Origin of the sequence: Halorientalis pallida, from assembly GCF_004118325.1 — an archaeon.
GTDB lineage: Archaea > Halobacteriota > Halobacteria > Halobacteriales > Haloarculaceae > Halorientalis > Halorientalis pallida.
This window is the reverse complement of sequence record NZ_RDFA01000010.1, coordinates 48,552-69,325: the sequence shown is the minus strand read 5'-3', so window position 1 is coordinate 69,325 and position 20,774 is coordinate 48,552. Positions and strand designations below refer to the sequence as shown.

25 protein-coding genes are annotated in these 20,774 nt (G+C 67.0%); 16 read left to right on the top strand and 9 right to left on the bottom strand.

The genetic code is table 11. The features are described 5' to 3' along the window. The first annotated feature begins 114 nt into the window (after nt 1-114). Nucleotides 115-1,638, top strand: coding sequence for a chemotaxis protein CheC (locus tag EAF64_RS19910; RefSeq protein WP_129070733.1), 1,524 nt, complete (start codon nt 115-117; stop codon nt 1,636-1,638). Here the strand turns inward: EAF64_RS19910 and EAF64_RS19905 are convergent. Beyond that, entirely contained in the window at nt 1,635-2,732 is a 1,098-nt protein-coding gene (locus EAF64_RS19905) for a M20 family metallopeptidase (protein WP_129070732.1), read from the bottom strand. The genes EAF64_RS19910 and EAF64_RS19905 overlap by 4 nt on opposite strands. A gap of 90 nt (nt 2,733-2,822) precedes the next feature. Here EAF64_RS19905 and EAF64_RS19900 point away from each other — a divergent pair, with 90 nt between their 5' ends. The 5 genes from EAF64_RS19900 to EAF64_RS19880 all read left to right on the top strand — a co-directional run bounded on the left by EAF64_RS19900 (nt 2,823) and on the right by EAF64_RS19880 (nt 7,015). Continuing rightward, complete coding sequence (locus tag EAF64_RS19900; RefSeq protein ID WP_129070731.1) at nt 2,823-3,830, top strand: DUF368 domain-containing protein; 1,008 nt, start codon at nt 2,823-2,825, stop codon at nt 3,828-3,830. Nucleotides 3,831-3,890: 60 nt separating this feature from the next. Next, entirely contained in the window at nt 3,891-5,765 is a 1,875-nt protein-coding gene (locus EAF64_RS19895) for a PINc/VapC family ATPase (RefSeq protein WP_129070730.1), read from the top strand. A gap of 137 nt (nt 5,766-5,902) precedes the next feature. Continuing rightward, on the top strand, nt 5,903-6,124 hold the full coding sequence (locus tag EAF64_RS19890) for a glycine zipper 2TM domain-containing protein (protein WP_129070729.1): 222 nt from the start codon (nt 5,903-5,905) through the stop codon (nt 6,122-6,124). Between the two features lie 131 nt (nt 6,125-6,255). Continuing rightward, nucleotides 6,256-6,435 (top strand): hypothetical protein, encoded by a 180-nt coding sequence (locus EAF64_RS19885; RefSeq protein ID WP_129070728.1) that lies wholly within the window; start codon nt 6,256-6,258, stop codon nt 6,433-6,435. 13 nt (nt 6,436-6,448) lie between these two features. Then, on the top strand, nt 6,449-7,015 hold the full coding sequence (locus EAF64_RS19880) for a hypothetical protein (RefSeq protein WP_129070727.1): 567 nt from the start codon (nt 6,449-6,451) through the stop codon (nt 7,013-7,015). Between the two features lie 59 nt (nt 7,016-7,074). Here the strand turns inward: EAF64_RS19880 and EAF64_RS19875 are convergent, their stop codons facing one another. Beyond that, a complete protein-coding gene (locus tag EAF64_RS19875) occupies nt 7,075-7,353 on the bottom strand; it encodes a MarR family transcriptional regulator (protein WP_129070726.1) in 279 nt (92 codons plus the stop codon). Between the two features lie 189 nt (nt 7,354-7,542). On the opposite strand from EAF64_RS19875, the gene EAF64_RS19870 reads away from it, so the two are divergent. Next, the gene (locus EAF64_RS19870) at nt 7,543-7,869 is read left to right on the top strand and encodes an EMC6-like membrane protein (RefSeq protein WP_129070725.1); all 327 of its coding nucleotides are present in this window, start codon (nt 7,543-7,545) and stop codon (nt 7,867-7,869) included. 1 nt (nt 7,870) lies between these two features. Then, nucleotides 7,871-9,700, top strand: coding sequence for a ribosome biogenesis/translation initiation ATPase RLI (locus EAF64_RS19865; protein ID WP_129070724.1), 1,830 nt, complete (start codon nt 7,871-7,873; stop codon nt 9,698-9,700). Nucleotide 9,701: 1 nt separating this feature from the next. Here the strand turns inward: EAF64_RS19865 and EAF64_RS19860 are convergent, their stop codons facing one another. Then, complete coding sequence (locus EAF64_RS19860) at nt 9,702-10,088, bottom strand: DUF7522 family protein (protein WP_129070723.1); 387 nt, start codon at nt 10,086-10,088, stop codon at nt 9,702-9,704. A gap of 134 nt (nt 10,089-10,222) precedes the next feature. Between EAF64_RS19860 and EAF64_RS19855 the strand changes: the two genes are divergently transcribed. Beyond that, complete coding sequence (locus EAF64_RS19855) at nt 10,223-10,468, top strand: hypothetical protein (protein ID WP_129070722.1); 246 nt, start codon at nt 10,223-10,225, stop codon at nt 10,466-10,468. Here EAF64_RS19855 and EAF64_RS19850 read toward each other — a convergent pair. After that, entirely contained in the window at nt 10,465-11,547 is a 1,083-nt protein-coding gene (locus EAF64_RS19850) for a hemolysin family protein (protein WP_129070721.1), read from the bottom strand. The two genes, EAF64_RS19855 and EAF64_RS19850, sit on opposite strands and share 4 nt — an antisense overlap. A gap of 157 nt (nt 11,548-11,704) precedes the next feature. Here EAF64_RS19850 and EAF64_RS19845 point away from each other — a divergent pair, with 157 nt between their 5' ends. Next, nucleotides 11,705-12,478: a histidinol-phosphatase HisJ family protein gene (locus tag EAF64_RS19845; protein ID WP_129070720.1), complete on the top strand. Its 774-nt coding sequence runs from the start codon at nt 11,705-11,707 to the stop codon at nt 12,476-12,478. Between the two features lie 9 nt (nt 12,479-12,487). Here EAF64_RS19845 and npdG read toward each other — a convergent pair whose 3' ends face one another. The 3 genes from npdG to EAF64_RS19830 form a co-directional block, all read right to left on the bottom strand. Beyond that, nucleotides 12,488-13,156: an NADPH-dependent F420 reductase gene (npdG, locus tag EAF64_RS19840; RefSeq protein WP_129070719.1), complete on the bottom strand. Its 669-nt coding sequence runs from the start codon at nt 13,154-13,156 to the stop codon at nt 12,488-12,490. A gap of 57 nt (nt 13,157-13,213) precedes the next feature. Next, entirely contained in the window at nt 13,214-14,083 is an 870-nt protein-coding gene (locus EAF64_RS19835; protein ID WP_129070718.1) for a TIGR01548 family HAD-type hydrolase, read from the bottom strand. 83 nt (nt 14,084-14,166) lie between these two features. After that, nucleotides 14,167-14,574 carry a UPF0146 family protein gene (locus tag EAF64_RS19830; RefSeq protein ID WP_129070717.1) on the bottom strand — a complete coding sequence of 136 codons (408 nt, stop codon included), beginning with the start codon at nt 14,572-14,574 and terminating at the stop codon, nt 14,167-14,169. Nucleotides 14,575-14,613: 39 nt separating this feature from the next. Here EAF64_RS19830 and EAF64_RS19825 point away from each other — a divergent pair, with 39 nt between their 5' ends. After that, on the top strand, nt 14,614-15,135 hold the full coding sequence (locus EAF64_RS19825; protein ID WP_092659514.1) for an archaemetzincin family Zn-dependent metalloprotease: 522 nt from the start codon (nt 14,614-14,616) through the stop codon (nt 15,133-15,135). Between the two features lie 28 nt (nt 15,136-15,163). On the opposite strand, the gene EAF64_RS19820 is transcribed toward EAF64_RS19825, so the two are convergent. Next, nucleotides 15,164-15,430: a thioredoxin domain-containing protein gene (locus EAF64_RS19820; protein ID WP_129070716.1), complete on the bottom strand. Its 267-nt coding sequence runs from the start codon at nt 15,428-15,430 to the stop codon at nt 15,164-15,166. 147 nt (nt 15,431-15,577) lie between these two features. Here EAF64_RS19820 and EAF64_RS19815 point away from each other — a divergent pair, with 147 nt between their 5' ends. After that, nucleotides 15,578-16,270, top strand: a complete 693-nt coding sequence (locus tag EAF64_RS19815; protein ID WP_129070715.1) for a helix-turn-helix domain-containing protein — start codon at nt 15,578-15,580, stop codon at nt 16,268-16,270. 377 nt (nt 16,271-16,647) lie between these two features. Next, entirely contained in the window at nt 16,648-17,349 is a 702-nt protein-coding gene (locus tag EAF64_RS19810) for a helix-turn-helix domain-containing protein (protein WP_129070714.1), read from the top strand. A gap of 370 nt (nt 17,350-17,719) precedes the next feature. Here the strand turns inward: EAF64_RS19810 and EAF64_RS19805 are convergent, their stop codons facing one another. Continuing rightward, nucleotides 17,720-18,667 (bottom strand): alpha/beta hydrolase, encoded by a 948-nt coding sequence (locus tag EAF64_RS19805; RefSeq protein ID WP_129070713.1) that lies wholly within the window; start codon nt 18,665-18,667, stop codon nt 17,720-17,722. A 150-nt stretch (nt 18,668-18,817) separates the two neighbouring features. On the opposite strand from EAF64_RS19805, the gene EAF64_RS19800 reads away from it, so the two are divergent. From EAF64_RS19800 to EAF64_RS19790, 3 genes are read left to right on the top strand one after another with little or no spacing between them, the layout of a single operon-like run. Then, complete coding sequence (locus EAF64_RS19800) at nt 18,818-18,976, top strand: preprotein translocase subunit Sec61beta (RefSeq protein ID WP_129070712.1); 159 nt, start codon at nt 18,818-18,820, stop codon at nt 18,974-18,976. Between the two features lie 25 nt (nt 18,977-19,001). After that, complete coding sequence (locus EAF64_RS19795; protein ID WP_129070711.1) at nt 19,002-19,376, top strand: DUF7532 family protein; 375 nt, start codon at nt 19,002-19,004, stop codon at nt 19,374-19,376. After that, entirely contained in the window at nt 19,373-20,773 is a 1,401-nt protein-coding gene (locus EAF64_RS19790) for a DUF402 domain-containing protein (protein ID WP_129070710.1), read from the top strand. The genes EAF64_RS19795 and EAF64_RS19790 overlap by 4 nt, the downstream gene beginning before the upstream one ends. The last annotated feature ends 1 nt before the right edge of the window (nt 20,774 follow it).

The window sequence follows — 20,774 nt, the reverse complement described above, 5'->3', positions numbered from 1 at the left end:
AGTTCCAGAGTTGATAATCGCGGCGTAACAGCTATTCAATGCGATTCGTGAGATAGGAAGACATGCCCGGTCGATAGCAGTGTCGGCGGGACCCGGCCGGTTGGGGACTGAACGATGAAAATCGATATCGACGCGCTGGAGGAACTGAATCTGCTCACCCGTGACGGCACGGAGCGAGCCAACGGTGCGCTCGCCGACATGACGGCCGCCAGTACCACCATCGGGACGACGAAGATTCTGCTGGTGAACCACGAGGACGTGATCGAGCGGATCGACAGCGGTGGCTACGAGGTGGTGCGATTCGACATCGAGGGGAAACTGTCCGGGACCGCACTCCTGCTGTTCGACCAGCCGGCGACGGAGGCCGTCGTCGAGGCGCTGGTCCCCGGCGAGGCCGGCGAGGCGTTGGCCTCCGCGGGGCTGAAAGAGATGGCCAACATCATGATGGGGTCGTTCACGACCGACTGGGGCGACCACCTCGGTGCCGGACTCTCGATGACCGCGCCGACGTATCTCGACGACCCGGACGCCGACGCGCTCAAGCTCGACCCCACCGGCCCGGAGACCGATAGCACACTCGTGTTCCAGAGTTCGATCACCTGGCGCACCGGCGAGGGACGCATCGATATCTACCTCGCACCCGACCGCTCGGCGCTCGATCCCGTGTTCTCCGAAGCCGAGCGCGACGCGATCGAGGACGCGGAGGCCGACACGGAACTCGACGAACTGATCGGTTCCGATGGGGACGACGGCTCGACTGGATCGGACGCCACAGCCGCGTCGCCGGCCGACCCGGCGACTACGGACGGAACGACCGACGGCGAGCGCGAGGACGCCGACGCAGCCGCGGACGACCCCTTCGGCGGGAGCGCCGAGGGCGCGTTCGGCGCGAGCGACGACGCCGGCGGCTTCGGATCCGACGACACGACGAGTGGCGATCCCGACGCCTTCGACCCCGGTGACGACGACGATCTCTTCGGCTTCGACGACGGGGCCGAGGGGGCCGACGAGATCCCGCTGGAGAAGCTGTCCGTATTCAGTGACCTGACCAAGGAAGGCACCGAGGCGGCGGCCGAGCGCGTGACCCAGATGACCGGCATCGAGACCAGCACGGAGATCGCCGGGATCACGTTCACCCCCATCGACGACATCGCCGCCCAGCTGGAGGACGGCGACTACGTCGGCACGACCGTCGAGTTCGAGGGGACCCCCAGCGGCTCGCTGGTCATCCTCTTCGACGAGGAGTCGGCGGAGAACATCGCCGAGGAGATGATGCCCGTCGATCCCACCGAGGACGGCCTCACCGGGATGCACGAGAGCGCCATCGAAGAGTTGGGGAACATCATGACCAGCGGCTTCATCGACGGCTGGGCCAACGTCCTCGAAACGGGTGTCGAACACACCCCACCCGAGTACGTCGGCGACATGAACATGGCCTTCGTCGAGATCATCACCGAGCAACTCGGGCCGTTCCAGACCCACGCCTTCACCATCGAGTCGACGCTCCAGACCGACGACGTGGAGTTCACGTGCGAGATCCACGCCCTGCCCGACGAGGCCGATCTCGGGGCGGCGCTGGAAGCCCTCGCGGTCGACCGGAAAGACCAGACCGACGCCGATCCGAGCGACCTGTTCTAGCCCGCGAACGATGCTGCGAGAGTCCGGTAGACTCGCTCACAGCACTCGATCACCGCGAGCGACGCGCTCTCCGTCGCGGTGTGGGCCTCGCCGGGTTCGGCGATGCCACAGATCACGCAGTCGGTCCCCGCTTCGGAGAGCCACCCCGCGTCCGTCGCGTGGGGCTTGACGACGTGTTCGGGCGTGTCGTCCTGGGCACCGTCGGCCGCATCGAGGACGGCATCCGCGAACGCTTCGTCCCCGCAGGCCATCGGCGGCAGGTCCTGGTCGACGGTCCACTCGACGCCCGTGACCTCCTCGACACGCGAAAGCGGCGCGCGCTCGCCCGGGACGGTTCGCTCGTCCACGGTGAGTTCACAGCGCTCGGGGAGCACGTTCATCGCCGAGCCACCATCGATCTCGGTGACTGCGACCGAACCGCACATCGAGTGACCCAGCACGTCGGTCGACGGGAACTCGAGGTCCCGGACGATGTCCACGGCGTCGGTCGCGCGGTAGATGGCGTTCTCGCCCTCCTCGGTCTCGCTGGCGTGCGCGGCCTCGCCGCTGGCGGTGATCGTACTCCCACGCCGGCCCTTGTGGGCGACGGCCACGTCGGTGGTCTGGGGGCCCGAATACCCGGTCGAGCCCTCCGTGACGACGGCGTAGTCGGGGGCGAAGCCGTTCTCGATGGCGTAACGGGCACCGACGCCGCCGACTTCCTCGCCGACGAAGGAGGCGAAGACGAGTTCGCAGGCCGGCTCCGCCTCGCGGACTGCCACCATCGCCGCCGCGAGCGCCCCCTTCATATCGGCGGTGCCGCGGCCGTAGATGCGACCGTCGCGTTCTTCGATCACGTACTCGCCCGACTCGGTGAGCTGTGATTCGTCCGGCGGCACCACGTCGTGGTGGCCGACCAGCGCGAGCGTCACCTCGCCCGACCCCTTGCGAGCGAACACGTTCCCCCCTCGGTCCTCGTCGGTTCCGGCGTCGTCCCGCCGGACTTCGGCGTCGGTGTGGTCGCGGAGCCAGTCCTCGATGTAGTCGCCCACGGCGGCCTCGGAGTCGTGGCTCGGGATGGCCACCAGGTCCCGGGTCAACTCGATGGCGTCCATGCCAGTCGGTGCGGGCGGCCGGAGCATAAGCGCCGCGTCCCGCGACCCGTTTCCCAAGAGACAAGACGCTGTTCGTGGAACTGCGAGTGAATGCCGTCATCGCCGGACCACGCGACCGACGAGCGACCGACCCTCGGGGAGTCGGTACCGCCGCTCAGGGAGTGGGCGTCGACGTACCTGATCGGAATCTTCATGGGGAGTGCCGACGCCGTGCCGGGAGTTTCGGGGGGTACCATCGCGTTGATCGTGGGGATCTACGAACGGCTCATCACCGCCATCACCGCCGTCACGCCGCGGGCGGTGCTGGGCTTCCTGAAGGCGCTTACGCCCCTCGGCGGAGGGATTTCGGTCCGTCGGGCCGAGGCCATCTTCGACGACGTCGACGGCTGGTTCCTGCTCATCCTGCTGACCGGCATCCTCACCGCCGTCGTAATCGTCACCCGGATCGTCACGGTTCTCAACGAGAGCGCCCCGGTGGTCCTCTACGGCTTCTTTTTCGGGCTGATCGCGGCCTCCGCGGTCGTGCTCCTGCGGGCCATCTCGATCCGAACGGTGGGGGCCGGCGTCGCCGCCGTCGCGGGCTTCCTGCTGGCCTTCCTGATGTCCGGGCAGGCCGAGGAACTGTTCGGGGGCGGTCTCCCGCTGGTCTTCGTCGCCGGAACGGTGGCCGTGAGCGCGATGATCCTGCCCGGCCTCTCGGGCTCGTTGATCCTCGTCATCCTCGGGCAACACGCCCGGCTGTCCGAGACGCTCTCGACGTTCGTCGACGGGCTGGCCGGGCTTGTCACGGGCGGCTCGGTGGACGCGATCACCGGCCTCGGTACGATCGTGGTCACCTTCATCGCCGGCGGGCTGGTCGGCCTGTTCACGATCTCCCGGGCGGTCAGGTACGCACTGAACCGGAACCGCGAGGTGACGCTCGCCTTCCTCGTCGCCCTCGTCGTCGGCGCACTCCGGGCTCCCGTCGCGACGGTCCGGGCGGAGGTGGGCTTCACTCCGGAAGTCGCGATCACGTTCCTGGGTCTGTCGTTCGTGGGTGCGTTCGTGGTCCTCGCGCTGGACTACTACGCCGCCGACTTCGAGATCGAAGAGATCTAGGCCGCCCCAACCGCCGACAGCATCACGACCCTTATGAGGTGACCGGCTCCTATTGTGCGTATGAACGTTGTACCGGACACCAGCGTCGTCATCGACGGCCGCGTGTCCGACCACGTCGAAGCCGGCGAGTTCGCCGGCGCGACGATTTACGTGCCGGAGGCGGTCGTCGGCGAACTGGAGTCACAGGCCAACGAGGGCCGCGACAGCGGCTGGGACGGACTGACCGAACTCCAGGCGCTCGCGGACCTGGCCGACGAGGGCGAGATCGATCTCGAATACGTCGGTCGTCGCCCCGACGCCGTCGAGAAACGTGACGCCGGAGAGGGCGAGATTGACGCGCTCATCCGCGAGACCGCCGCCGAGTACGACGCGACCCTGTTCACCTCGGACATCGTCCAGAGCGAAGTCGCGGGGGCCAAAGGGATCGCCGTCGAGTACGTCGAGCCCATCGTCGAGGAGACCGCCGTCGAGAACCTCTCGATCGAGCAGTTCCTCGACGAGACGACCATGAGCCTCCACCTGAAGACGGGGGTTCCGCCGATGGCCAAGCGGGGCGAACTCGGCGAGATGCACTACGAGGAGATTCGCGACGAGCCCTCGACGGAGGCCCAGCTCAAAGAGTGGAGCCAGGAGATCGAGAACAGCGCCCGCGCCAGCCCGGACGGGTTCATCGAACTCTCGGAACCCGGCATGACCATCGTCCAGTTCCGGGACATGCGGATCGCCATCGCCAGCCCGCCGTTCTCGGACGGCCACGAGATCACGGCGGTCCGACCCATCGTCAAGACGGATCTGGACGACTACGAGTTCGCCGACGAACTCCGGGACCGGCTCACCGACCACCAGCGCGGCGTCCTGATCTCCGGTGCACCCGGGGCCGGGAAGTCCACGTTCGCCCAGGCGGTCGCCGAGTTCCTCGCCGATGCCGACTTCGCCGTCAAGACCATGGAGAAGCCGCGTGACCTGCAGGTCGGCCCGAACATCACCCAGTACACGGAACTGGGCGGTCAGATGGCAAAGACCGCCGACTCGCTGCTGATGGTCCGGCCCGACTACACGATCTACGACGAGGTCCGCAAGACCGACGACTTCGAGGTCTTCGCCGACATGCGGCTCGCAGGTGTGGGGATGATCGGCGTCGTCCACGCGACCCGGGCCATCGACTCGCTCCAGCGGCTGGTCGGCCGTGTGGAGCTGGGGATGATCCCGCAGGTCGTCGACACCGTCGTCTACATCGAAGAAGGCCGCGTGGAGAAGGTCTACGACGTGACCACGGAGGTCAAGGTGCCCGAGGGACTGATGGAGGAGGACCTCGCGCGCCCGGTCATCATGATCCGGGACTTCGAGACGGGCCAGCCCGAGTACGAGATCTACACGTTCAACCGGCAGGTCGTCACCGTCCCGATCGGCGAGGACGGCGACGGTGGCGGCCGCGATTCGGGCGTCGACCGAATCGCCAAACAGGAGGTCGAACGCGAGATCCGGTCGATCGCCCACGGCCACGTCGAGGTCGAACTCAACGGCCCGAACACCGCCGTCGTCTGGGTCGAGGACGACGACATCTCACAGGTCATCGGGAAGGGCGGCGGCCGCATCTCCGACGTGGAGAACCGGCTGGGCATCGACATCGACGTGCGGACGCTATCGGAGAAGCCCGGCGGCGCGTCCGGCGGTGCCGGCAGTGGCGGCGGTGGCGGCGGGGGCGGCGGGCAGCCCGGACAGATCGTCACGCCCGAGGTCACGTCCCGGCACGTGATCGTCCCGATGGAGGGCCACGCCGGCGAGACCGTCGAGGTCCAGGCCGACGGGAAGTACCTGTTCACCGCCACGGTTTCCCGCGGCGGGGAGATCCAGGTCTCCCGCGGCAGTGCCATCGCCGAGGAACTGGAGCAGGCCATCGACCGCGGGAAGACGATCACGGTGATTCCGTCGTAGAGACGGTCGCCACACGGGTCGTGACCGTCCAGCGTGGGCGGCGGTCTTCGATTTTGTTTTTCCTGCAGGTGTGACCATCCGATCCTGTCTCCCGACCGCACACTATCTTTATCCGACTCTTCGCCCTCTGTAGAGGCATGGGACGCATCAAACGCGCACTCGGTCGTGCCCGGTACGCAGCCATCGGCGGCGCCGTCGGCGGTGCCGTCGGCGGACTGTTCAGCCGCAACGCGGCGAGTTCCGGGGCGGCGGTCGGTGCTCTGGTCGGCGCGACGCTCGGCGAGAAGCGGACCGACGTCGACGCCGTCGTGGAACGGGTCAAAGAGAAGGGCGAACGGGCGACAGCCAACGCCGACTGAAGCCGGGTGTCGAACCCGTGAAGGGCTAAAGATCGGGCGGAGGCGCCCTGCAACGAGGCGGCATCGGGCGGTCGATGGCGTGTGTCGAAACGCGCCCGGACGGTATGTTCTGTTGATTGGTATGCGGTAGCATGGACGACTGGAAACACGTGTTCCAGCAGATTTCCCACGGAGTCGTGGTACTCGGGTCCGTGATCGCGCTCGTGTCGTTCGTCGCGCTGGTCGTCGGCGGTATCGGGTACGTCAACACGTCGGCGTCGGACCTGTCGGTGCCGGTCACCATCGGACTCACGGCCGACCGATCGATCTAGGTGTTCATGGGGGGTGGTCGGCACCGTCGCCGGCGGACTCCTCCACCTGTTCGGGGGGACGGCGGCGAATTTCGTCGAAGGGCTCCGAAGTGCAGAGCCGGGTGGCGGCGGCGCGGCCGCGAGTGACGGCGCCGCCGAGAGCGGACGCGCGCTCCCGGCGTCGGAGCGGAACCGGCGCAAGTTCTCGAAGTTCTACCGCGCTGTCGGGCTGTTCGTCGCCTCGATCGTCGTCCTCGGGGCGGCCGCGGGGCGGCCGCGGGGGATATCCGGGACGGCAGCCACCAACGATCTGGTGGGACTGGTGTTCGTCTTCGGGGCCCTCGCGACGCGGGCGCTGTTCGGCGGTGTCGGACCGGGATCGCTCGTCGTCGGTGCGTTCGGTGTACTCTGGTACGGCGTCGAACGATCGGCGCGCGGGGCGCTGATCGCCGGGTTCGTGGTAGCCGGGCTGTTCGTGTTACTGGGGGCGTCGGCGGGCGTGGTCGGGTTCGTCGTCGCGGGGCTGTACCTGACGTACTACGACTACATGGCCCGGGCGGCGACGCAGTACCAGTGGCTCACGGGGCAAGCGGGAACCTGACGGCACACCCACCGAGAGACAGGCGGCGGGCGTTCCGTCGGGAGACTGCAACGAGCGAGTCAGTCGGAGACGGCCGATTCAGTGCTTTCGGAGGGCTGTTCCTCGACGTCGTCGACGATCTCGTAGAGGTTCTGCCGGGCGTCGGCGAAGTAGACGTCCTCGTCGACGGCCCCCACCTCTTCGAGCCGTTCCAGGGCGTACCGGACAGTACGTGCGGACAACATAGACTCTTCGACGATCCCCTTCTGGGTGAGCGGCCCGTTGTACTCCAGCACCTTGTACACGAGCTTCGCGCTCGGCGGAAGATCCGCGATAGTCTCCCCATCGGATTCTGCCATCGCGTAGACGGTGGCGCGCCTGGTCCATAAAGATTGATGCACGAACTGACGGAACAGTCCGAATCCAGCCCAGTCCGGGCCGCTCGGCGTGTGTCGGTGTGTGACGAACCGCGGCCGACGGCGGGGGCCGGTCGCTCGGACCGACCCGACAACGAACGGTTTTTGGGGCCCGATGGCGGACACGTTGGTATGGCAACGGACACGGCCGAACGGCGGACAGCCCACGTCCGCGGGCTGAAAGTGACGACGCTGGCCTCGATCGCGGGGATCGGGGCGGCCGTCGCCTCCTCGGCAGCGACTGCCGGGATGGCACCCGCCGCGGCCGCGACCAACGACACCGCGCTGCTGGTCGTCCTCGGGGCGATCCTCGTCCAGTTCCCGATCCTGAAGCTACTGGGCATCGACGTCGACGACTTCGGGGCGAAAGATTACCTCTACGTCGGCTTCATGACCTTCTCGCTCTGGTTCGTCTCCTGGGCCGTCCTACTGACCGCGAACACATCGCTCCCCTTCTAACATGGCCGAAGACAGCATCGCCGTCGTCGACCTCGACAGGTGCCAGCCCGACCGGTGTAACTACGAGTGTTCGAACTTCTGTCCGCCGAACCGGACGGGCAAAGAGTGCATCGTCACCCGCGACGAACGCTACGAGGAGGACGACCTCTACGAGGGCGGTCCCGATCAGATCTCCATCAGCGAGGAGATCTGTCTCGGCGAGTCCTGTGGGATCTGCGTCGAGAAGTGCCCGTTCGACGCCATCGAGATCATCAACCTGCCCCAAGAACTCGACGAGGAACCCGTCCACCGCTACGGCGAGAACGCCTTCGCCCTCTACGGGCTGCCCGCCCCCGAGGAGGGACAGGTCACCGGCATCCTCGGCCCGAACGGGATCGGGAAGACCACGGCCGTCCACATCCTCGCCGGCGAGATGCAACCCAACCTCGGCGAATTCAACCAGGAGCCCGACTGGGACACCATCATGGACGAGTACCGGGGCACCGAACTCCAGGACTACCTCGAAGACCTCCGGGACGCCGACGTGACCGTCGCGCGCAAGCCCCAGTACGTCGACCAGATCCCCGACCAGTTCGACGGGAAGACCCGCGACCTGCTCGAACGGACCGACGAGCGTGGGGCCTTGGACGACCTCGTGAATCGCTTTGGCATCGAAGCCGTCCTCGACCAGGACATCGACTCCATCTCCGGGGGCGAACTCCAGCGCGTGGCCATGACGGCCACGCTCGCCCGCGACGCCGACTTCTACTTCCTCGACGAGATCACGCCGTATCTGGACATCGGCCAGCGCGTGACCGCCGCCCGGATCGTCCGGGAACTCGCCGAGGAGGAGGACCGCTCGATGCTGGTCGTCGAGCACGACCTCGCGATCCTCGACCTGCTCGCGGACAACATCCACCTCGCGTACGGGAGTCCCGGCGCGTTCGGTATCATCACGCCGCCGAAGTCGGTGCGCAACGGGATCAACGAGTACCTCTCGGGGTATCTGGAGAACGAGAACATGCGCATCCGCCAGGAGGCCATCGAGTTCGAGGAACACGCGCCCCGGACCGTGACCAGCGGCCAGGTCGTCGCCGAGTACCCCGAACTCACCAAGTCCTACGGCGACGGCGAGTTCAGCCTCGAAGCCGAGGGTGGTCAGATCCACGAGGGCGAGGTGCTCGGCGTCGTGGGTCCCAACGGGATTGGGAAGTCGACGTTCGCGCAGTTGCTCGCCGGCCGCCTCGAACCCGACACGGGCGAGGTCGACGCGAAACTGGACATCTCCTACAAGCCCCAGTACATCGAGATCGACCAGCACATGCGGGTCGACGCCTTCCTCCGGTCGATCACCGACGACTTCGGCTCGTCCTACTGGCAGACCGAGATCGCCGAGCCGCTCCAGCTCGAACGGGTGATGGAGCAGAACCTCACCGACCTCTCGGGCGGGGAGCGCCAGCGGGTCGCCATCGCGGCCTGCCTCTCGAAAGACGCCGATCTCTACCTGCTGGACGAACCCTCGGCCCACCTGGACGTGGAACAGCGCGTGCTGGCGACCGACGCCATCCGCCGGTACACCGAGATCCACGACGCCACGGCGCTGGTCATCGACCACGACATCTACATGATCGACCTGCTGGCCGACCGCCTGCTTGTCTTCGACGGCGAACCCGCCGAACACGGCCGGGCCTCCGCACCGAAAGGGATGCGCGAGGGCATGAACGAGTTCCTCGCCAACCTCGACGTGACCTTCCGCCGCGACGAGCGGACCTCCCGCCCGCGGGTCAACAAGCCCGGTAGCCAACTCGACCGCCAGCAGAAAAAAGACGGCGAGTACTACTACACCGACTGACTCACAACTGCGGGGCGATCTCGTCGGTCAGGAACGCCTCGATCTCCGTGGCGGCCTCGATCCCGACCGAGTCGTCGCGGTCGAGCGTGATCAAAAAGTCCGTCTTCTCGTCGGGACGGTCGGGCCAGGAGAACACCCACACGTCATCGAAGGTGCGAACTGTACCGTGGAACTCGCCCAGTTCCGCGGCCCCCGGCTGCGTGCGCAGGTTCAGGTAGTTGACGATAACTTCGTCGACGAACGATCGGATGTCGTCGTCGGAGTACCGCGCCCGGAGATCCGCACGCATCTGCGCTTCGAAATCCGTCGGATGGTACCGGATCACCGTTCGGAGCGCCCCTCCGTACCGGCCCCGGAGCTCCGACCAGACGCGTTCGCTGAGAGTCATCGAGCGTACGTGTCGGCCGATCACACATAGAAACTGGGACGAATTCGGGCTGGGACACGCATAATGAACGCCCGTCCCGGCTCCGTGCGTTCGATCTCCACTCGTTTTTTCCTGTGACGCCCGTAGGGCGGGGCATGGTCGGGTCGCGGACGGTGACCGCGGCGGTCGGCGTCGCGGTGAGCCCCCTCGTCAGCGTCGCGCTGTGGTGGTACTTCGAGACGTTCGTGTTCTTCCTGTTTCTCCCCTTCGTCCCGTTCCTGTTGCGCGACGACGGGGCGGACGACGACGCCGAACGCGTCCGGGAGTGTCCACAGTGTGGGTTCCAGACGACCACCGACGAGTACGCGTTCTGTCCCCGGGACGGGCAGCGACTGGACTAGTCCAGCCGTCGTTTTTCAGCCGAGAGGTCCGCGTCCTCGTCGAGCGGGTCCTCGATGTCGCCCATGACGGCTTCGAGGGCGTCGGTCGCGGTGAGCAGGCCGACCACCTCGCCCTCCGAGAGGACCAGCGCGAGTTCCTGGCTCTCGGCCTGGAACTGGTCGACGGCGTCGCTGATGATCGTCTCGGGGGCCATCGTCATCGGCGGGGCGGCGATCTCCTCGAAAGTGATGTCACCGGTCTGGAGGTCGTCGATCCGGTCGATCACGGAGGGCACGTAGACGATGCCCAGAAAGTCCTCGGGCTCGTCGCCGACCAGCGGGAAGCGGGTGTGGGGACTGGATCCGATCCGATCCAGATTCTCCGCGATGGACGCCGCCGTCGAGAGAAAGACCACGTCCTCGACGGGCGTCATGACCTCGCTGATGGGTTCCTCGCCGACCCGGAGGGCGTTGCGGATCTCCTCGCGGCGTTCGTCCGAGAGGTCCCCCTGCTGGAGCAGGGAGTCGAGTTTGTTGCGCAGGTCAGCGCGGGACTCGATGATCTCCTCTTCGGTTTCGAGCCAGGCACCGGTCATCTCGACGCCGAACAGCTTGAGCGTCGCTTTGGCGACCCAGTCGCCGAACTTGATCAGCGGCGAGATGAGCCAGGCGAACCAGTACAGCGGTCTCGCGCCGTAGCGAGCGACCTGTTTCGACCGCTCGACACCGAGGTACGTCGGCGTCTGTTCGCCGTGGGTCAGGTGGACCATGTTGATGATGAAAAAACCGATCAGCGATCCCGCGCCGACCGAGGCGAGGAACGTGTCCTGAAAGAGTGGCTCCAGGATCGCGGCCAGGCCGGGCTCGGCGATGATACCCAGTGCGATGCTGGTTCCGGAGATCCAGATCTGACAGGTCGTCAGGTACAGCTCGAGATCGTTCGTCATGTCCCACGCCCGTCGCAACCCCGGCGTGTCGAACTCGGATTCGGGGAACTGCCGGACCCGCGTCAGGGCGAACTCGATGGCGACGAAATACGCGTTGATCAGGATCAAGAGTATACCTGCCACGATTCGAAGACTGATCTCGAGCGGGGTCATCGGCCCCACCTTCCGAGGCTCGTGAAAAGTAACTGTTGGAAACGGACCAGCCTCGTGACAGTTCGGTCACGTTCCCAACCGGCACGGATACGGCCTACATCGAACGCTGAAACGCAACGGGGGGTTATAGAGCGAGAGCCGGTAGCACACACGTCAGATGGATCGGGATTACCACGTCCACTCGACGTACTCGGACGGACGCTTCCTGTTCCAGATGGTTCGGGCGGCCACAGAGGCCGGCCTCGCGGGCGTGGGGATCGCCGACCACTGCAACGTCTCGAACCGCGAAGAGATCAAAGAACAGAAACACCAGCTGGGATTCAACCTCGACGAGACCTACGAGCGCCGCCGGGAGGCGATCCAGCGGCTCCGCGAAGAGTCCGAGGTCGAGATCTACGACGGCGTCGAGATGGACTACCATCCCGAGGAGGAAGACGCGATCCGCGCGTTCCTCGGGGAGGCCGAGTTCCAGTACACCATCGGCAGCGTCCACTACCTCGACGGCGTCAACGTCCACGTCGAGCCATACTACGCCGAGCAGTCCGAGAGCGACCGCCGGGCCGCCGTCGACCGCTACTTCGATCACCTCGTGGCCCTGATCGAGTCGGAACTGTTCGACGTGGCGGCCCACGTCGACCTCGTGGAGCGCAATCCGGCACTCCGGGGGCTGGCGACCGAGCGCCACTACCGACGGGTCGCCGAGGCCTTCGCCGACTCGCCGACGATCCCGGAACTCAACGCCGGCCGCGCGCTGGCGGAGTACGGGGAGTTCCACCCAAGCCCGGCGTTTCTGGACGTGCTGGCAGAGTACGACATCCCGATCACGGTCGGGTCGGACGCCCACCAGCCCGAGGAGATCGGTGAACGCCACCCCCACATCGACAGATACCTGGAGGCGCGGGGGATCGAACCGGCGACGCTGTCGCTGTGAGACGACGTGTTACTCGAACCGCACGCCCAGGTCGTGCATCCCGTCGTTGTTCTTGGCGACGTTGATCAGGAGCGGCGTGATCGCTTCGATCTCGGCGGCGTTAGCCAGCGGGCCGGCGTCGACGGCGCGCAGGCCTTCGATCTCCTCGCTCAACCGGGTCACGGTGTCCACGGCGTCGGCGTCGTCGCCGACGATGGCCGTGTCGATACCCAGATCGGCGTCCAGGTTGGCCAGTCGGGCCGCCGACAGGTTGTGGTACGCGCCGACGACGGGCACGTCCTCGGGGGCGGCCTCGGCGGCCAGGGCGGTCACACTGCCCGCGCCGGGGCGGTTGTAGTGGAAGCCGTCCTCGTCGCGTTTCATCCCGACGGCGGGGGTGACGAGGACGGTGTCCGCGTCGATGTCGGCTGCGATGGCCTCGACGGTATCGGCGAGGTGGTAGGCCGGCACTGCGAGGACGACCACGTCGGCGGCCGCCGCGGCGTCGGCGTTGTCGTGGCCCGCCACGTCGACCGTGAGGCCGCGGCTGTCGAGTTCGGTCTCGTACTCCCGGGCCTTTGTCTCGGCGCGGCTCGCGTCACGGGAGCCGATCAACACGTCGTGGTCGGTGTCGTAGGCGAAGCGAAGCGCCAGTCCTTCACCGATGTCACCAGTGCCGCCCAGCAGTGCGATTTGCATACTCGTAGGTACGGCGATACCCCGAAAAGCGTTGCGCGAGCGGCCGGCGTTGCCGCGTCAGTCGTCCAGCCGGCCGGGCAGGTCGTTGATCGAGTCGATCACGAGCTCCGCGCCGGCCCGCTCGTACTTCTCGCGGCCCGATTCGCCGGTGAGCCCGCCAGTGAGGACGCCCACGCCGTAGTAGGTCCGGTCGGGGTCGGCTTCGGCGGCGTTGACGGCGGTGCGAACGTCGTCGAGGGTGTCGCCGGCGAAGGCGACGGCGTCGGCCCCGAACCGCTCGGCCAGCGTCGTCAGCGCCCGCGGATGGGGTTTCCCCTCCTCCCAGTCGTCCATCGTGAAGCGGTGGTCGGCGGGCACGTCCAGGCCCACGCGGTCCAGCGCGATGTCGGCCTCGGCGGCGGGTCGGCCCGTCAATACGCCCACGTCGAAACTGCGCCGGAGGCGGGCGAGTGCTTCGGGGTCGACGAGTTTCGGTTCGTCGTTGATGAACCCCGCCGTGTCGAGGTCCGACTCCCCGCCTTCGAGGTCGCTGTACAGGTCGCTCCCGAGGTACAGTTGCTGGAAGACGTCACGCAGGCGGTCCGTGTCCCAGGCGTCGTAGATGCGCTCGCGCTCGGCCGGGCCGACGGCGTTGACGACGACCGTCTCGGCGGCGTCGAGGCCGCCGCCGGTCGCGGCGATCATGTCGGTGAAGGACTCCAGATCACGGTCCAGCCCGTACTGGGTGGCCAGCACGTACAGCGCCGCCGCGTAGGTGAGTTCCCAGTCGTTGTTGAAGCCCCCGGCGTCCTTGAACTGCTGGACGGCCGCCCGGTCGACCGTGTCCCCGTAGATGTGTTCGATAGACTCGACGATAGCCCGGCGGTAGGAATCGGCGACGTCGACGAGCACCCCGTCGACGTCGAGCACGACCGCATCTACCTGCATACCAGTTCCAAGAGGGGCTGACTTGAAAACCGCTTCTGACCTGTCGAGCCGCGAAGGGCGGCGTGTGCCATCACACCACACGATCATCCGGGTCGGCCGTCGTCGGTCACGAACAGCGTCTCGCCGGTCCCAGCGAGGTGATCGCGAGTGACCGGCACCAGTGGCGGGTCGCCGCCCAGCGTAGTGAACAGGAGGGGTGCGCCGGCCTCGCGGGCGACGGCGCGGGTCGGCCAGTGGAGTTCCGGCGGCAGGTTCAGCGCGTAGACGGCGTCGGCGTCGGCGTAGACGGCGGGATCGGGGTCGGTCACGTCGTCGCGGACGAAGTGGACGCTCGCGGGCGTCTCGCGGTCGTAGACGTCGGTGGCGGTCACGGTACAGCCCCGGTCGGCCAGGGCGGCCGCGACGGCGGGACGGTTGCCGATTCCCACTTCCACGAGGGTGTCGTGGGTGGCCAACCTGTCGACGAGAGCGGCGTGACGAGCGTCGGACACGGCGGGATGTTTATGGGCAGCCCGGTCATATGCGTTGGCATGCACGTCGACATCGTGCCGGTCGGCGAGGTGGCCGCCCCAGTAAAGCGGGAAGCCTCCGCCGGATTGCGGACCGTCTACGACTGCGAGGTTACGGTCCACGACGCCCAGCCGGTGCCTGACGGGTCCTACGACGCAAACCGGGACCAGTTCCGCGCAGAGGAGTTCATCGAACTCGCCAGCCACGTCGGCTCCGGGGAGAAAAACATCGCCATCACCCCGAAAGACCTGTTCTATCGGCGGCGCAACTACGTCTTCGGGCTCGCCTACCTCGACGGGAACGGTAGCGTCATCTCGACCTATCGGCTCCAGACCTCTTCGGACGGCGGCTTCTCGAATCGCTCCGCGGAAGACATCTTCTCGGACCGGGTGCGCAAGGAGGTCGTCCACGAGATCGGCCACACGCTCGGGCTGGAACACTGCGACAACAAACGCTGCGTGATGAACTTCTCACCGACCGTTCGGGAAGTCGACGTGAAAGAGGAGAACCTCTGTGGCACCTGTCAGCGACAGGTTCTCTGAACGAGAACCCGGACAAGACGGGTACGCGCTATGCGCCGGCCTTCTGGAGCGCGTCCTCGATGTCGTCGGCCTGTGTGACGCCCACGAACCGGTCGACGATTCCGTCGTCGTTCTCGACGATGAGCGTGGGCAGGGATCGGACCTGGTACTCGTTTGCCACGTCCTGCTCCTCGTCGACGTTTACCTTCTCGAACTCGACGTCTTCCCACTCCGTCTCCAGCTCCTCCAGGATGGGGTCCTGGGTCTTACACGGACCGCACCAGTCCGCGTAGAAGTCCTTGAGCGTGACTGTCATAGATCTACGACGGATGTAGCCCACGGTTCCCGATAAGGGTTTTCACTGCCGAGACGACCGGGTCCTGCGGACGAGTCGCCGGACTGCTCCCGTGAACGCGACTGGCACGACAGAACATTTATTCGACGGGTCACGAAAGTGGCGCGTATGCGGTTCGCTTCCTACGTCATCACGCCACATCGGGGGTACTTCGATCCAGGGGAGGAGGTATTCAGGGATCACGGGGTGATTCTGCGGACCATCGAGGACGTCAGCATCCTCACCGACGAGTCGTTCGTGGCGCTGTACGAGGTATCGGCCGACGTCGGGGACATCCACGAGAGCATGTCACTGGCCGGCGACAAGGTGATCGGCTACGACATCGCCGGCGGCGAGGGGACGCGACGGCTCCAGGTCCACTACTATCCGAGCGACGCCATCAGGAGTCTCTTCGATCTCCACCGGTCGCACGCGACCCATCTGGAGTACCCGCTGGAGTTCGTCCGCACGGACACGTCGAGTCTGCGGATCTCGCTGCTGGGGCCCGAATCGGAACTGCAGGACCAGATCACGGCGACTCGTGAGGCCATCGACGTGACCATCGAACAGGTGAGCAGTTACGAACCGGCGGCGAGCCGCGAGTTCGGGTCGCTCACCGAACGCCAGCGCGAGGTGTTACAGACCGCCGTCGAGAAGGGCTACTACGACGTGCCACGGAAGGTGACCTACGAGGACATCGCGGCCGATCTGGACTGTTCGGCCGGAGCCGTCGGCCAGCACCTCCGGCGCATCGAGAGCGAGCTCCTGACGGGCGTCGTGCCCGAGACCGGCGTCGGGGCGGACGCCGACGGAGCGAACTGATCCGCCCGCGCCGCCGGAAAAGTGAGAGTCGGGACGCCTGCGTGGGGAACAGACGCAACGTGGTGTCTGACTCCGGCACCGCGGGGCAGGTCCCAGACGTACGCCACGGCGCCGGTCGCTCGAACGGACGTCGGCCGCCGGCGGAGTACACGGCGAACCGGTAGGAGATTCTGTTACCGGCCGCCAGGTCACCCCGTGTCGCGGGCGAGCGCCCGTGTGACAGTCACACCACGGTAGGTATCAGCGCCGTCCGGTTGCTTAATTTTCTGCTTTCGACGTGAAGAATTTTATTAAAGACGTCCAGTCGCCGACGAGGGGCGGTTTTGAGCCTCGAAACGGTGACAATCACTATTGAGACGGTTCGCACTACAGGGAGTGTGAGACACGTCACGTACGCGCTGACGCCGGAGCGGGGGTATTTCGACCCGGGGGAGGTGGTCTTCCGGGAGTGTGGGGTCGTCCTCCGGTCGATCCAGGAACTCGACCTGTTGACGGACGGGACGGCGGTGACGCTGTACGAGGCGGAGGCAACCCGCGACCAGATCGACGGGAGCCTCGCGCAGGCAGACGGCAAGGTGATCGACTATCAGGTGGCGGACGCCGGCGGCCACGTCGTGCTCCAGGTCCACTACCACCCGAGCGACCTCATCAGGAACCTGATCGAACTCCACGACTCCTACGCGACACATCTGGACTACCCGCTCGAGTTCGTCGATCCGTCGACTTCGAGTCTCCGGGTGTCCGTGATCGGCGCGAAAGACCAGCTCCAGGCCCAGATCGCGGCGACGCGCGAGGAGGTCGACGTGACCGTCGAACGCATCGGCGACTACGACCCGGGGACCGACCGGCGGTTCGCCGCCCTCACCGAGCGCCAGCGCGAGGTGTTGCTGATCGCCGTACGGAAAGGCTACTACGAGTCGCCGCGGGAGGCGACCTACGACGACATCGCGGCCGACCTGGACTGTTCGGCCAGCGCGGTCGGGAAACACCTCCGCCGGATCGAGAGCGAACTCGTCGACGCGACGGTCTCGGACCGGGCGATGGGTGAGTTCCACGACACGCTCGCCGAGATACAGTAGGGCGAGGCCGGACAGTTGCCGTCCAGCTGGTCTTCACCCTGTGCGACCGCCGACCCGCTCGTCACCGAGAGGCCGGCGACGGTGACCGCACCGGCGGCCACACCCTGCAGTACGCGCCGTCGATCGATTCCGCGCCGCGTCGATTCCGCGTCGATACCCTGTTGGGCCTTCGGCGTGTGTACCATCTGTGTCCCCCCTCTGTGTGAGTTCCCCCACACGAAACGTACGAAGCGGGTACAGTGTATTAAATTTCTAGTTTTTCGTGCTGTAATTATTTTGCAGTGCAGGCGAACCCGTCACGCGGCGTGTGCGAGAAACCGTGGATACTCGTGGGCGGTGCGGGGTCGAATCCGGTGCTTTCGACTCGCTATCACCACCAGCCGTCGTCGTCTTCGTCGTCGCTCTCCACGTCGGTCCCGTCGTCGTCGAACCAGTCGACGATCCGGAGGACACAGCCCCGATCGGGCCGGAAGTAGTCACAGTGGTTCAGCACGGCGTCGCTGACGTCCACGTCGGTGTACGTGTCCGGTGTCGATCCGTCGTCGAACCAGCCGCCGTCACACTCGGCGCCGAGACAGCCGACGCCCTCGGTCGTCTCCAGCAGTTTGTAGGCGCTACAGACGATGTCGTCGTTCTTGGAGTGGAAGTCGTACACCGCGTCGGCGGAACTGGCGATGCCGTCGCCGAACCGCCCGTCGGCACAGACGGTCTCCGGGTCGTTCGCCGCACCGACGGCCGACACCGACGTGACCGACCCCGACAGTTCGTCCAGCATCGCGTACGGAGCACGCCCGCCCAGCGAGTGGCCGACGACGCGAACCGTGGTGTCCGGGTTGGCAGCCATGTACCCGTCGAGCCAGTCGGCGAACGCCTCGCCGGCGGCTTCGGCGGCCTCCTTGCCGGCCCACCAGTTGAGCGTGTTCGAGTCCCAGAGGACCGAGACCACCGGCGCACTGTACCCGTTGGCGTCGAGTGCGTCCGCCAGCGCCGCTCCCTGGTTCTCGCCGCCACCGGAGGCGTCTTCGAGCCAGCCGTGAACGTAGAACAACACTTCGTCCGCGCCCGACGGCATCGCGCCGCGGGTCGCAGGTCCGTCGCCGGTCAGGTCGACGACCGGCGTATCCTCGGGTGCCGCCGGCAGGTCGGCCAGGCAGTTCCCGAGGAACTCCGCCTCGGCCTCCTCGGCCGTGGCGGTTCCGCTAGCGGCGCCCAGTCCCACCGTCCCGACCGCGGCCGCCGACGTGGCCCTCAGCACGCTCCGGCGGTTCAATCGCGAGTCCCCATCCTGTTCGTCCCGGTGAGTGGTTTCGTCTGTCATCGCTTCCCTTAGTGACACACGCTAACACGCGTCAACGTGTCAGCGTTCTCTTCCGCATCCGGAATTACTCGAGTTGCCGGTCAATTGAGGCGATTGATCTCTGGGGAGCAAGGCGAAAAGCTTACCCCCAGGGACCGGTCACAGTCGGGTATGAGCAGCAACGACGGCGGGGGGCTGATGTCGAGTGCCGGGCTGGTCCGGTACTTCGACGCCGAGGACAAGAACGCGATCCGGATCGACCCGAAGACTGTCGTCGCCTTCGGCGCCTTCTTCGGCGTCCTCGTGCAGATCCTGAACCTGATTCTTTAGGACCCCGGCCCGCCAACGGCCGGGCATGCACTTCGACCAGCGGACACAGCAGGCGCTCCGCGAGGCCGGCCTCTCGACCGACGAGATCGGCGCGGCCTCCGAGCGCGTCGTCGAGGCGACCGCCGAGACGGCCGACGCCATCGAGGACTTCTTCGACGGACTCGACACCGTCCACTCGGACATGGACATCGCCCACAGCGCCAGCGACGTCGTCGAACACGAGGTCGAGTACGTCGACCTCTACACCCACGCCGCCGACCTGCGGGGCTATCTGAAGTTCGACGGCTGGGGTGTCTACGTCGAGGGCGGCCGCGTCCTCACCGACGACACCGTCGAGTTGACGCTGGGCCCGACCGTCCACGACCGGGTGCGATTCACGACCGACCCGGATTCGCTATGAACGTCCGCGTCCGCGGCATCTACAGCACGGCCCTGACTGCCACCTTCGGGGACCGCGAGGATCTGTCGGTGGTGCAGGCCTCCGACGCCATCGCCGAGCGCTTCGAGGGCTCGTTCCCGCCGGTCCACGCCGACGCGAGCGTCGAGACGACGGGCGACCGACAGGGCGTCGGCGTCGCCGGCGACCCCCGGGCCGTCGAGACGGTGACGACCCTGCTCGCGGACGTGGGACGGGACACGCTCGTCTGGACCGATCCTGCACCGCGGGACGCGGTGTTCGACGGCCGGGTGACCGAGACGCTGGGCAGCGGCGCAGTCGTCCGCCTCGACGACGGCGCCGAGGGGTTCCTGCCCTACGACCGCGCCGACGGCCGCGTCGAGACCGACGACCGGGTGCGCGTCCAGGTCCGCGAACCGTCCCCGCCCTGGGGCTCGAACAGACCCGTCCTCGACACGGAGATCGGGTTCACGGGCGCGCTGGCCGAACTGGTCCGGGGCGGGTCGACCACCCGCGGCGGCGGCCCTGCGGACATCGTGGATCTCGTCGCGGCGGACCCCCGGGACGGCTGGGGCGTCCGCTGGGGACGCCTGTCCGACGACGCCGAGTTCGACGCGCTCGCCGACGCCCTGCGGGCCCACAACGACCGTGCCGAATCGCTCGAGGAGACCCTCGCCGACGCCCCCGACCCCGGGGGGGCAGTCGGGCGGCGCTGGGACGGCACGGCGACGCGGTGGGTCTGGTTCGGTCGCGAGTCCCGCTTCGCGCTGGACGAACGCCGGCGCGACGTGGTGCCGACGATGGCCGGCCACCACCGCATCAAGGCCGGCGACGACCGCGCGAGCGCCGCCGTCGACTTCGCGGAGGCGATCTGTGGCTCGGCGGCGGGCGACGGCGAGCAGGACTTCCCGTTCGGCGTCGTGACCCGGCAGTTCGGCCCCCGCGAGGGCGAGTCCGTCGAGATCGGCCACGGCAAGCCCGACGGCCGCTACATCAGCCTGGGCCGGGGCGACGTGGCCGAGTACGACCCCGACGGGACCGTCACGGTCTCGCGGGAACTCTCGCCGGGCGGGACGCTGGACGCCATCGGCGAACCCATCGAGGCCGGGGACGTGGCCGTCACGAAGTTCAAGGAGGGCCGCTGGTGGTACGCGACGGTCTACCGGGACGCCGAGGACCGCCGGAAAGGGACCTACGTCAACGTCTGCACGCCCGTGGAGGTGTTCCCCGATACCGTCCGCTACGTCGACCTGCACGTCGACGTGGTGAAACACGGCGACGGCCGGGTCGAACGGGTCGACGACGACGAACTCGACGCCGCCGTCGCGGCCGGCGACGTGCCCGAAGCTCTGTCCGAAAAGGCGCGGAGCGTGGCCAGTGCAGTCGAGAACGCCCTGTAGT